The sequence below is a fragment of the Pseudomonas sp. LB3P14 genome, from assembly GCF_054898045.1.
The window spans coordinates 7,475,174-7,487,037 of record NZ_CM142714.1; the positions used below are offsets into that span (position 1 = coordinate 7,475,174).

Below are 11,864 nucleotides of genomic sequence, written 5' to 3' on the forward strand. Positions count from 1 at the left end.
TGCCTTTGCATCTAAGCTCTTTTAACCCGAGCAGCAAGGGTGGGACGGCACACCTTCGTGCCACGCGGGCGCTCTTTTAGAAAAGCGCCTGATTGAAAACCGGGCCGGCAATGCGTTGCCGGTTCACTTAGCTAAAGGCTCTGGAATTACCATGTCCGATCATTTCGAACTCTTCCTCACTTGCCCAAAAGGCCTTGAAGGCCTGCTCATCGAGGAAGCCGTCGGGCTTGGCCTTGAAGAAGCGCGTGAGCACACCTCTGCCGTGCGCGGCATGGCGACCATGGAAACCGCTTATCGCCTGTGCCTGTGGTCGCGTCTGGCGAACCGGGTGCTGCTGGTGCTCAAGCGTTTCCCGATGAAAGACGCAGAAGACCTCTATCACGGCGTGCTGGATATCGAGTGGCAAGACCACATGCTCAACGACGGCACCCTGGCCGTTGAGTTCAGCGGTCACGGCTCGGGCATCGACAACACCCATTTCGGTGCGTTGAAGGTCAAGGACGCCATCGTCGACAAACTGCGCACACCGCAGGGCGACCGTCCATCCATCGACAAGCTCAACCCGGACCTGCGCATTCACCTGCGCCTGGACCGTGGCGAAGCGATTCTGTCCCTCGACCTCTCCGGCCACAGCCTGCATCAGCGCGGCTATCGCTTGCAGCAGGGCGCGGCGCCGCTGAAGGAAAACCTCGCGGCAGCAATCCTGATCCGTTCCGGCTGGCCTCGCATTGCGGCCGATGGCGGCGCGCTGGCTGACCCGATGTGCGGTGTCGGTACGTTCCTGGTGGAAGCGGCGATGATCGCCGCCGACATGGCGCCGAACCTGCGCCGCGAGCAATGGGGCTTCACGGCCTGGCTCGGTCACGTCCCGGCGCTGTGGAAAAAGCTTCACGAAGAAGCCACCGCCCGTGCCGCGGCCGGTCTGGCCAAGCCTCCGCTGTGGATTCGCGGTTACGAAGCCGATCCGCGCCTGATTCAACCGGGCCGCAACAACGTCGAACGTGCCGGCCTGAGCGAGTGGATCAAGATCTACCAGGGCGAAGTCGGGACGTTCGAGCCGCGTCCGGACCAGAACCAGAAAGGTCTGGTGATCTGCAACCCTCCGTACGGCGAGCGTCTGGGTGACGAAGCGAGCTTGCTCTATCTCTATCAGAATCTCGGCGAACGTCTGCGTCAGGCCTGCTTGAACTGGGAAGCGGCGGTATTCACCGGCGCCCCGGACCTGGGCAAGCGCATGGGCATCCGCAGCCACAAACAGTATTCGTTCTGGAACGGCGCGTTGCCGTGCAAGCTGCTGCTGATCAAGGTCACACCGGACCAGTTCGTCACCGGCGAACGTCGCACCCCGGAACAGCGTCAGGTCGAGCGTGAGCAGGCCGAAGTCGACGTCGCAGACAACGACGTAGCACCCGGCAAGTACGAGAAGTACAACAAGAACGGTAACCCGATCAAACCGGCCCCGGTGGTGATCGAGCAACCGCGCTTGAGCGAAGGCGGGCAGATGTTTGCCAACCGTCTGCAAAAGAACCTCAAGGCCCTCGGCAAGTGGGTCAAGCGTGAAGGCATCGACTGCTACCGCGTCTACGATGCCGACATGCCGGAATACTCCATGGCCATCGACCTGTATCAGGATTGGGTCCACGTCCAGGAGTACGCCGCGCCGAAATCCATCGATCCGGAAAAAGCATCGGCGCGTATGTTCGATGCCCTGGCCGCCATTCCGCAGGCCCTGAACATCGACAAGAGCCGCGTGGTGGTCAAGCGTCGCGAGCGTCAGAGCGGCACCAAGCAGTACGAACGCCAAGCGGCACAGGGTAAGTTCGTCGAGGTCAACGAAGGTGGCGTGAAGCTGCTGGTCAACCTCACGGATTACCTCGACACCGGGCTGTTCCTCGACCACCGGCCGATGCGCATGCGAATCCAGAAAGAGGCGGCCGGCAAGCGCTTCCTCAACCTGTATAGCTACACCGCGACCGCCAGTGTTCACGCAGCCAAGGGCGGCGCGCGTAGCACTACCAGCGTCGACTTGTCGAAAACCTATCTGGACTGGGCGCGTCGCAACCTGTCGCTGAACGGTTTCTCTGAAAAGAACCGTCTGGAGCAGGGCGATGTGATGGCCTGGCTCGACGCCTGCCGTGACGAGTACGACCTGATCTTCATCGACCCCCCGACCTTCTCCAACTCCAAGCGCATGGAAGGGATCTTCGACGTGCAGCGCGACCAGGTGCAATTGATCGATCTGGCCATGGCGCGTTTGGCACCGGGCGGCGTGTTGTACTTCTCCAACAACTTCCGCAAGTTCCAGCTCGAGGAAAACCTCACCGAGCGTTACGCGGTCGAGGAAATCACCGCCGAGACCATCGATCCGGATTTCGCCCGTAATGGCAAGATCCACCGGGCATGGAAAATCACGGCTCGTTGACAGTTGAAGGGAATTGGATCCACAGAGCCTTGATTTTTAAAGGCTCTTGGCTTCTTTCTGTGCTGGTCAAATTAGTGGCTAATAGCTATAACTCAACGCATGGCCAATGGGCTTTCCCGCACCTGGCGTTTTGAGTTGCGTCTATGTCGTTGCAGGCCGTGCGTCCGAAGATCCTGGGTTTTATCAGTGAAGATGTCTCGGCCTGGCTGGTCGCGCTGCTGGTATTGGTCGTCGGCGCAATTCTCACGGGATGGCTGGCGTGGTCGACGCTGAATCTGTTTCACCATCAATTGCGGCAACGTTTCCAACTGCTGGCCAGTGAACGTTACAGCCGTATCGAAGAACGTTTCGAAGATCAGGAGCAGCGCCTTGATGGCCTGCGCCGGTTCTTTGCCAATTCCGATTTGGTCTCCCGCGAGGAGTTCGACGGTTACACCCAACTGCTGCTGCACCGGACTCAGGCGTACTCCTTCGCCAAGCGGGTAACCCGCGCCGAACGAGCGGAATTTGAACGCCAGGTGCGTGCAGAGGGTTTACCCGACTTCACCCTGCGTGAGCTCAATGCCGATGGCCAGCTGCAACCGGCGGCCGAACGGGATGAGTACGTGGTGGTGCTTTATAGCCAGACCCAAAGCAAGCTTGGCTCGCCGCTGGGCTACGACTTGTTGGCTCAACCCTTGCGCCGTTCCACCCTTGAACGGGCCGATCAGCACGGCGGCATGGCGGTATCGCAGCCGATGCATCTGGTTAATATCGAGCCGGCCTATGCACGCGGCGTGCTGCTGGTCGCACCGGTGCTGCTGCGCAATAACCCGGCGGGGTTGAAACCGTTCGGTTATGTCATGGCCGTGATCAGCATGCGCCAGTTGCTCGCGGACGACCTGCCGGAGGCGGGCCGTGACTACCTTTCGGTGCGCATCCTCGACTTATCCACAAACGATCAGCACGAAGTGCTTTATGAGTCCGCCAACACCCCAGCCCCCAGTGAGTTGGCCGCGACCCGGCTGCTGCGGCTCGCCGACCATGACTATCAAGTCGACATTCAGCCCAGCGATGCCTTCCTGAAAGCCAACCACTCTTCAGTGACCAGCCTGGTGGTGCTGGGTGGCTTGCTCAGTCTGTTGCTCAGTGCCTTGCTCTATGTGCTGGTCAGTCAGCGTCAACGGGCGCTGAAAATGGTCGAGCAACGGACCCAGGAACTGCGCGCTCGCGAGCAGGAGTTGCGCGGCACCCATGGCCAGTTGCGCGGCGTGCTGAATGCCGCGACCCAGGTGGCGATCATCGCCACTGACTTGCGCGGGGTCATCAGCACCTTTAATGCCGGTGCAGAGCAAATGCTCGGTTACACCAGCGCTGAGGTGGTGGGCCACATGACCCTGGAAAACCTGCACCTGCCCCGGGAGCTCCTCGCGCGCTCGGCGGAGTTGAGTGCGCGCTATGGCAAGCCGATTCCGACCTGCCAGGCGATGTTGGTCGAGGGCGGCGAGGAGGGCGGTTACGAAGCGCGGGAATGGACGCTGCTACGTAGCGACGGCAGCCATTTGACGGTGAACATGCTCGCGACCCCGGTACTCGACGAGCAAGGCCTGTGGGTCGGGCACTTGGCGATCTGTATCGACATCACTGAACGCAAGCGGGTCCACGAGGCCCTGGCGGCACGGGACCTGTTGTTGAAGAAACTCAGCGCTCATGTGCCTGGCGGGATCTACCAGTTCAAAATGGAATTCGATGGGCGCTTCAGTGTGATCTACGCCAGCGACGGTATTCGCGAGATCTACGAACTTGAGCCAGACGTGATGTTGCTCAACGCCGAAGCGATTTTCACGCGGATTCATCCGCAGGACACCACCCGGGTCCGCGCCTCGATCCGGGCGTCGGCGGACACCCTCAGCCCTTGGCGGGAGGAATACCGCGTGCTGCTACCCCTGCGCGGCCTGCGCTGGGTGCGTGGCGAGGCGACGCCGGAGGAACTGCCCGGTGGCGGCGTGCTCTGGCATGGCTACGTCTCGGACATTTCCGATCTCAAGCGGGTGCAGGAAGAATTGCGTGCGCTGTCGATCACTGACGTGCTGACCGGGATCCACAACCGCCGCTATTTCCAGGAACGCCTGACCACCGAAATGGCCCGGGTCGAGCGTGGTGGCGGTGAGCTGTCGGTGATCATGCTCGATATCGACCACTTCAAACGTATCAATGACCAGCATGGCCACGCTGTCGGCGATCGGGTGTTGCAGATCGTGTGCGAACGTATCGGCCATCGGCTGCGGCGCACCGACGTGTTCTGTCGCTTGGGTGGCGAGGAGTTCATGGTGCTTTGCCCGGACATCGACGGCGGCCATGCGCATGTCCTGGCCTTGCAGTTATGGCAAGGGTTGCGCAGTTCGCCGATCGAAGGCGTCGGGACAGTGACCGCGAGTTTCGGGATTGCCAGTTGGCGAGTGGGGGAGGGCGCGGATGCGCTGCTACTGCGGGCGGATTCTGGGGTGTATGCGGCGAAACAGGCAGGGCGGGATCGGGTAGAAGGAGAGATGAACTAGAGCTGGCAGCATGATCGTTCCCACGCTCTGCGTGGGAATGCAGCCCGTGACGCTCCGCGTCACTGGACGCAGAGCGTCCCTAGAGGCATTCCCACGCAGAGCGTGGGAACGATCAAGTTGTGGGTTATAGAACCGAAGCCGTTTCCGGCAATTTCGGCTGGCGATACAGGTCCAGCAGCACTTGATCCAGTACCGAAGACGCACCAAACGGTGCCTTGTCGTTGAGGATCGCCACCACCGCCCAGGTATTGCCGTTGATGTCGCGGCTGAAGCCGGCAATGGCCCGAACGGTATTCAGGGTGCCGGTCTTGATGTGCGCTTCACCGCGCATCGCAGTGGTCTTCAGGCGTTTGCGCATGGTGCCGTCAGTGCCGGCAATTGGCATCGAGCTGATGAACTCGGCCGAGTAAGGGCTTTTCCAGGCCGCTTGCAGCATGCCTGCCATTTCACGCGCGCTCACCCGTTCGGCACGGGACAGACCGGAACCGTTCTCCATCACCAGGTGCGGCGCGGTGATGCCTTTCTTCGCCAGCCACTGACGCACAACACGCTGCGCAGCCTTGGCATCGTCACCGTCGGCCTCGGTGCGGAACTGCGCGCCCAAACTCAGGAACAGTTGCTGAGCCATGGTGTTGTTACTGTATTTGTTGATGTCGCGGATGATTTCCGCCAGGTCCGGCGAGAAAGCCCGAGCCAGGACCTTGGCGTCTTTGGGCGTTGGCGCCAGACGGTCCACGCCCTGAATGCTGCCGCCCAATTCTTTCCAGATCGCCCGCACGGCGCCTGCGGTGTAGGTCGCGTGGTCGAGCAGCGACAGATAGGTCTGGGAGCTGCAGCCCTCGCCCAACTGGCCGCCGACCGTCACGGTCACGCTGCCATCGGCCTGGGTCACCGGGTTGTAACGCACGCCACCGGTGCATTGCTTGGCGTTGACGGCTTTGACCAGGTTTTCGATGCGAATCGTGGCAATCGGCGGTTCTACCGAAATCAGAACCCTGCCGTTGTCGTTACGCGCCACAAAACGCAGGGCCTTGAGGTTGACCATCAACGAATCGGGTTTGACCAGGAACGGTTTGTTGTCGTCATTGCCATCGTCGTTGAACTGGGGCAGTTGCGGTTGAACGAAGAAACTGCGGTCCAGCACCAGGTCGCCGGTGATTTGCGTCACGCCGTTGGCGCGCAGGTCACGCATCAGCAACCAGAGTTTTTCCATGTTCAGCTTCGGATCGCCGCCACCCTTGAGGTAGAGGTTACCGTTGAGGATGCCGCCGCTTAGGGTGCCGTCGGTGTAAAACTCGGTTTTCCACTGGTGGTTCGGGCCGAGCATTTCCAGGGCTGCGTAAGTGGTGACCAGTTTCATGGTCGAGGCCGGGTTGACCGATACATCAGCGTTGTAAATGGTCGGGGTGCCAGGGCCGTTGAGTGGAATCATCACCAGCGACAAGGCGTTGGCTGGCATTTTGCTGGCCTTGATGGCCTTTTCAACGTTGGGCGTCAGCGCGGTGTTGATCGGAGCGGCGGAAACAGAGAAGGCCAGAGGGAGCAGAAAACCGGCCAGTAACAATGGACGCAAAGATTTGATCATGTGAAATAAAACCCTACAGCCGAGGGGAAAAAAGACGAGGGCATGAAGATAAATTCCCTCAGCGGTCATGAAAGTGTCGGCATTATGCCCCAAGGTGTAGCGGCTTGTGCCGTACCCTGGTCCTCTAATCCGCTATTTTTTACCGACGGTAGGGCCTGCAACCCAGAGAGACGGGCAATCGGCGCCTTAAACTGCTAAAGTGCCGCCCGTTATTACTTATGAGGATTGTTCCAATGGCGACTAACCGTTCCCAGCGTCTGCGCAAAAAACTGTGCGTCGATGAATTTCAAGAGCTGGGTTTCGAACTGAACCTGGATTTCAAAGAAGATTTGGCTGATGAAGCCATTGATGCTTTCCTCGACGCGTTCCTGAAAGAAGCCATGGAAGCCAACGGTCTGGGCTATGTTGGCGGCGACGACTTCGGTCTGGTTTGCCTGCAGAAGCGTGGCTCGGTTTCCGAAGAGCAGCGTGCCGCTGTTGAAGCCTGGCTCAAAGGCCGCAGCGAACTGACTGAAGCAACCGTCAGCCCGCTGATCGACGTCTGGTACCCGGAAAAGCCGATCAATCCGGTAGCTTGATGTTCTAAAAAACGGCGACCCAAGGGTCGCCGTTTTTTTATGCCCGGAAGATCAAGAGATCGCAGCCTCGTTTCACTCTGTAGCAGCTGTCGAGTGAAACGAGGCTGCGAGTTTTTAGCTTTTACGCCAGTTCAGAATCACCAGCGTCAACACCCCCGCCACAATCCCCCAGAACGCCGAACCGATGGAAAACAGCGTCAGGCCCGACGCCGTGACCATAAAGGTAATCAGCGCCGCTTCACGTTCCTTCACTTCGCTCATGGCAATGCTCAGGCCATTGATGATTGAACCGAACAACGCCAACGCCGCAATCGAGAGCACCAACTCTTTCGGCAACGCGGCGAACAACGCCGCCAGCGTCGCGCCGAACACCCCGGCGATCCCGTAGAAAATCCCGCACCAGACGGCCGCCGTGTAGCGCTTGTTACGATCCTCATGGGCATGCGGTCCGGTGCAAATCGCCGCACTGATGGCCGCCAGGTTTATCCCGTGGGAACCGAATGGCGCCAGCAGTAACGAGGCGATGCCGGTCGTGGTGATCAGCGGCGAGGCCGGCACGGTGTAACCGTCAGCGCGCAGCACGGCGATGCCCGGCATGTTCTGCGACGTCATTGCCACGACAAACAGCGGGATGCCGATGCTGATGGTCGCGGCCAGGGAGAAGTGCGGCGTGGTCCAGACCGGCGTTGCCACTTCCAGATGGAAACCGCTGAAATCCAGCAGCCCCATGAACCCCGACAGCACCGTGCCGATCAACAGCGCGGCCAGCACGGCATAACGCGGCGACAGGCGTTTGACCACCAGGTAACAGAAGAACATCCCCAGTACCAAAGCAGTGCGATGCTGGGCGGCGACGAAGATTTCGCTGCCGATCTTGAACAGAATTCCCGCCAGCAACGCTGCGGCCAATGACGCTGGAATCTTTTTCACCAGTCGTTCGAAGCTGCCGGTCAAACCACAAAGGGTCACCAGTACCGCGCAGGTAATGTAGGCACCAATGGCTTCGCCGTACGTCACGCCGCCCAGACTGGTGATCAGCAATGCCGCGCCGGGGGTCGACCAGGCGATCGTGATGGGGGTGCGATAGCGCAACGACAGGCCAATCGAGCACACCGCCATGCCAATGGAGATCGCCCAGATCCACGACGAAATCTGCCCGCTGGTCAGACCCGCCGCTTGCCCGGCCTGGAACATCAGGACCAGCGAGCTGGTGTAACCGGTCATCATCGCAATGAAGCCGGCGACGATCGCCGAAGGCGACGTATCGGCCAAAGGGCGGAGCTGCGTGTGCGTGGCGTCGTTCATGACCGCGGTGTTCCTTATACTTTTGAAAGGTAAAACCCGGGTTCAAGCCTAAACTCAAAAGTAACCAAGCGTTGCAATACAGCCGAGGCCGTAAACAGCCGTACAGTCGTGTTGCCACCCTCCATTGTGTACAATCGCAGTGTTTTTTACGCGATACTTGCCAGCGACCCACTGTGCCGTATTACAGTCACGGTCAATTCGCCGCAGTTCTTCCGACTCGAGTGCCCATGAACGAACAGTTGCAACCCCTAAAGAAACAACCGCGAGCAGGCAAAGCCGGCCGTAGCGGTACCCAGGACGATATTGTCTACGCGCATATCTTCGAGGCCATCCTCGAACAGCGTCTGGCGCCCGGCACCAAGTTGAGCGAAGAAGCGCTGGGGGAAATTTTCGGGGTCAGTCGCACCATCATTCGCCGCGCGCTGTCGCGCCTTGCCCATGAAGGCGTCGTGCTGCTGCGTCCGAACCGTGGCGCTGTCGTCGCCAGCCCGAGTGTCGAAGAGGCTCGCCAGGTGTTCATGGCCCGGCGTCTGGTGGAGCGAGCGATCACTGAATTGGCTGTCCTGCACGCCACTGCCGAGCAGATTGCCGAGTTGCGCCAGATGGTCAACGACGAGCGCGACAGCTTCTCCCGTGGCGATCGCGGTGCCGGCATCCGTCTGTCGGGCGAGTTTCACTTGAAGTTGGCCGAAGCGGCGAAAAACGCGCCGCTGATCAGCTTCCAGCGCAGTCTGGTGTCCCAGACTTCGTTGATCATTGCCCAGTACGAAACTGGCAATCGCTCCCACTGTTCCTACGATGAGCACACCCAGCTGATCGACGCCATCGAAGCGCGCAACAGTGAGCTGGCGGTGGACCTGATGATGCATCACATGGATCACATCGACAGCAAACTCAACCTCGACGAAGAAAGCGCGTCGGATGATTTGCATGCGGTGTTCTCGCATTTGTTGCAGACCAAGAAGCCAGGGCGGCCGGTCGCGAAACTCTGAAATACCGATGATAAAAATCCCCCGCAGCCTTCCGGTTGCGGGGGATTTTTTTTGAGTATCAGATCGTTCCCACGCTCTGCGTGGGAATGCAGCCCGTGACGCTCCGCGTCACTGGACGCAGAGCGTCCCTAGAGGCATTCCCACGCGGAGCATGGGAACGATCAGCGTGGAGAGATCTTAGCGCTGATGCACCTGATTACCCGCCGCATACGTCTGCAACACAGTCCTGTCATCCCCCAGCGTCATCAATACAAACAACGTTTCGGCAATGTTATTGGCCTGCTTCAAGCGATAGCTGAGCAGCGGCGTGGCGTTGTAGTCCAGTACCAGGAAGTCGGCGTCGGTGCCCGGTTGCAGGGTGCCGATCTTGTCTTCCAGGCGCAACGCGCGGGCACCGCCGAGGGTCGCCAGGTACAGCGACTTGAAGGGGCTCAGTCGCGCACCTTGCAGCTGCATGACCTTGTAGGCTTCGTTCAGGGTTTGCAGCAGCGAGAAACTGGTGCCGCCACCGACGTCTGTGCCCAAACCAACATTCAATTTGTGCTTCTCAGCCATCGGCAGGTTGAACAGGCCGCTGCCGAGGAAAAAGTTCGAGGTCGGGCAGAAGGCGATCGCCGAGCCGGTTTCCGCCAGTCGCGCGCACTCGTCATCGCAAAGGTGCACACCGTGGGCGAATACCGAGCGCTCGCCGAGCAGTTTGTAGTGGTCGTAGACGTCCAGGTAGCCCTTGCGCTCCGGAAACAGTTCCTTGACCCACTCGACTTCCTTGAGGTTTTCGCTGATGTGGGTCTGCATGTACAAGTCAGGGAATTCGCTGAGCAACTGGCCTGCGAGGGTCAGCTGTTCCGGGGTGCTGGTCGGGGCGAAGCGCGGGGTGACCGCGTAGTGCAGTCGACCCTTGCCGTGCCAGCGTTCGATCAGCGCCTTGCTTTCGACATGGCTGGATTCGGCGGTGTCGGTCAGGTAGTCCGGGGCGTTGCGGTCCATCATCACCTTACCGGCGATCATCCGCAGGTCCAGCTGCTCGGCGGCCTCGAAAAACGAGTTCACCGATTGCGGATGCACGCTGCCGAATACCAGCGCGGTGGTGGTGCCGTTGCGCAGCAGTTCCTTGATGAAAATGTCCGCGACTTCGTCGGCGTGAGCCTTGTCGGCGAACTGGCTTTCGCACGGGAAGGTGTAAGTGTTGAGCCAGTCCAGCAGCTGCTCGCCATAGGCGCCGACCATGCCGGTTTGCGGCAAGTGAATGTGGGTGTCGATGAAGCCTGGGGTGATCAATGCATCCTGGTAATGGGTGATTTCGATGTCGGCCGGCAAGGTCGGCAGCAATTCGCTGGCGTGGCCGACGGCGCTGATCTGGCCGTTATCGACCACCAGCAGGCCGTCCTCGAAATACTCGTACGAGGCTTCGATGCCCACTTCAGCGGGGTCGGCGATGCTGTGCAGAATGGCGGCGCGGTAGGCTTTTCGAGTCAAAGGCATGGGGGTTCTCAGTTTGTCAGTTCGAGGCTTGGCTGCGGCGTGAAGCGGGCAGCAGTTTGGCAATCGATGATCCGGCGCTGGCGGTGTGCTGGCCGAAATTCGCGTTATAGGTGGCGATGATTTCGCCGGCGATGGAGATGGCGATTTCCACAGGCAACTTGCCTTTGACTTCGCCGATGCCCATCGGGCAGCGCATGCGTTGCAGCACGGCGCTGTCGAAACCACGGTCACGCAAACGGTGTTCGAATTTCACTCGCTTGGTCTTCGAACCGATCAGGCCGAAGTAGGCGAAGTCGTTGCGTTTGAGGATCGCGGCCGTGAGTTCGAGGTCGAGCTGATGGTTGTGGGTCATGACGATGCAATAGCTGCCGGCGGGCAGGTCATCGATTTCATCCACCGGTTCTTCGGCAACGATTTTGCGTACGCCGTGAGGGATCTGTTCGGGGAATTGCGCTTCCCGCGAGTCGATCCAGCGCACCCGGCAGGGCAGGCTGGCGAGCAGCGGCACCAGCGCCCGACCGACATGGCCGGCGCCGAACACGGCGATCTGCGCCTGGACCTGGCCCATCGGTTCGAACAGCAGCACGGTCACGCCGCCGCAGCACTGGCCCAGACTGGCGCCGAGGCTGAAGCGCTCCAGATGGGTGTCCTGCTTGCCGCTGGCAAGCATCTCTCGGCCGATCTGCATGGCCTTGTATTCCAGATGCCCGCCACCGATGGTGTCGAAGGTCTGGGTGGCGCTGATGACCATCTTCGAACCGGCATTGCGCGGCGTCGAGCCGAGCTCTTCGATGATGGTCACCAACACGCAGGGTTCACCCTGGGTTTGCAGGTCGGCGAGGGCGTCGATCCAGTTGTACATGTTTCACCTCAACATCTCTGTTGTCTGTTCGGGCCTCTTCGCGGGCAAGCCTCGCTCCTACAGGTTTTGCGTAATCCTTGTAGGAGCGAGGCTTGCCCGCG

At 60.2% G+C, this 11,864-nt stretch carries 8 protein-coding genes; 4 read left to right on the forward strand and 4 right to left on the reverse strand.

Annotated elements, in window-relative coordinates; all coding sequences use genetic code 11:
- Positions 1 to 151: 151 nt before the first annotated feature.
- A complete protein-coding gene (gene rlmKL, locus ACYZT5_RS34365) occupies positions 152 to 2,422 on the forward strand; it encodes a bifunctional 23S rRNA (guanine(2069)-N(7))-methyltransferase RlmK/23S rRNA (guanine(2445)-N(2))-methyltransferase RlmL (protein ID WP_462049223.1) in 2,271 nt (756 codons plus the stop codon).
- A gap of 143 nt (positions 2,423 to 2,565) precedes the next feature.
- The gene (locus ACYZT5_RS34370; RefSeq protein ID WP_462049224.1) at positions 2,566 to 4,959 is read left to right on the forward strand and encodes a sensor domain-containing diguanylate cyclase; all 2,394 of its coding nucleotides are present in this window, start codon (positions 2,566 to 2,568) and stop codon (positions 4,957 to 4,959) included.
- 124 nt (positions 4,960 to 5,083) lie between these two features.
- Here ACYZT5_RS34370 and dacB read toward each other — a convergent pair whose 3' ends face one another.
- Entirely contained in the window at positions 5,084 to 6,544 is a 1,461-nt protein-coding gene (dacB, locus tag ACYZT5_RS34375; RefSeq protein ID WP_462049225.1) for a D-alanyl-D-alanine carboxypeptidase/D-alanyl-D-alanine endopeptidase, read from the reverse strand.
- Positions 6,545 to 6,777: 233 nt separating this feature from the next.
- Between dacB and ACYZT5_RS34380 the strand changes: the two genes are divergently transcribed.
- Positions 6,778 to 7,122, forward strand: coding sequence for a YggL family protein (locus tag ACYZT5_RS34380; protein WP_007896965.1), 345 nt, complete (start codon positions 6,778 to 6,780; stop codon positions 7,120 to 7,122).
- Positions 7,123 to 7,236: 114 nt separating this feature from the next.
- Here ACYZT5_RS34380 and ACYZT5_RS34385 read toward each other — a convergent pair whose 3' ends face one another.
- Complete coding sequence (locus tag ACYZT5_RS34385; RefSeq protein WP_462049226.1) at positions 7,237 to 8,427, reverse strand: benzoate/H(+) symporter BenE family transporter; 1,191 nt, start codon at positions 8,425 to 8,427, stop codon at positions 7,237 to 7,239.
- A gap of 227 nt (positions 8,428 to 8,654) precedes the next feature.
- Between ACYZT5_RS34385 and ACYZT5_RS34390 the strand changes: the two genes are divergently transcribed.
- Positions 8,655 to 9,419 (forward strand): GntR family transcriptional regulator, encoded by a 765-nt coding sequence (locus tag ACYZT5_RS34390; RefSeq protein ID WP_462049227.1) that lies wholly within the window; start codon positions 8,655 to 8,657, stop codon positions 9,417 to 9,419.
- A 177-nt stretch (positions 9,420 to 9,596) separates the two neighbouring features.
- On the opposite strand, the gene guaD is transcribed toward ACYZT5_RS34390, so the two are convergent.
- Positions 9,597 to 10,901 carry a guanine deaminase gene (gene guaD, locus ACYZT5_RS34395; RefSeq protein ID WP_462049228.1) on the reverse strand — a complete coding sequence of 435 codons (1,305 nt, stop codon included), beginning with the start codon at positions 10,899 to 10,901 and terminating at the stop codon, positions 9,597 to 9,599.
- 16 nt (positions 10,902 to 10,917) lie between these two features.
- The gene (gene xdhC / locus ACYZT5_RS34400; RefSeq protein ID WP_462049229.1) at positions 10,918 to 11,763 is read right to left on the reverse strand and encodes a xanthine dehydrogenase accessory protein XdhC; all 846 of its coding nucleotides are present in this window, start codon (positions 11,761 to 11,763) and stop codon (positions 10,918 to 10,920) included.
- Positions 11,764 to 11,864 lie beyond the last annotated feature (101 nt).

Excerpts from the sequence above, each read along its gene's own strand:
- ACYZT5_RS34390 (WP_462049227.1), top strand. The coding sequence starts at position 8,655 with ATGAACGAACAGTTGCAACCCCTAAAGAAACAACCGCGAGCAGGCAAA.
- rlmKL (WP_462049223.1), top strand. The coding sequence starts at position 152 with ATGTCCGATCATTTCGAACTCTTCCTCACTTGCCCAAAAGGCCTTGAA.
- xdhC (WP_462049229.1), bottom strand. The coding sequence starts at position 11,763 with ATGTACAACTGGATCGACGCCCTCGCCGACCTGCAAACCCAGGGTGAA.
- ACYZT5_RS34370 (WP_462049224.1), top strand. The coding sequence starts at position 2,566 with ATGTCGTTGCAGGCCGTGCGTCCGAAGATCCTGGGTTTTATCAGTGAA.
- ACYZT5_RS34380 (WP_007896965.1), top strand. The coding sequence starts at position 6,778 with ATGGCGACTAACCGTTCCCAGCGTCTGCGCAAAAAACTGTGCGTCGAT.
- ACYZT5_RS34385 (WP_462049226.1), bottom strand. The coding sequence starts at position 8,427 with ATGAACGACGCCACGCACACGCAGCTCCGCCCTTTGGCCGATACGTCG.
- guaD (WP_462049228.1), bottom strand. The coding sequence starts at position 10,901 with ATGCCTTTGACTCGAAAAGCCTACCGCGCCGCCATTCTGCACAGCATC.
- dacB (WP_462049225.1), bottom strand. The coding sequence starts at position 6,544 with ATGATCAAATCTTTGCGTCCATTGTTACTGGCCGGTTTTCTGCTCCCT.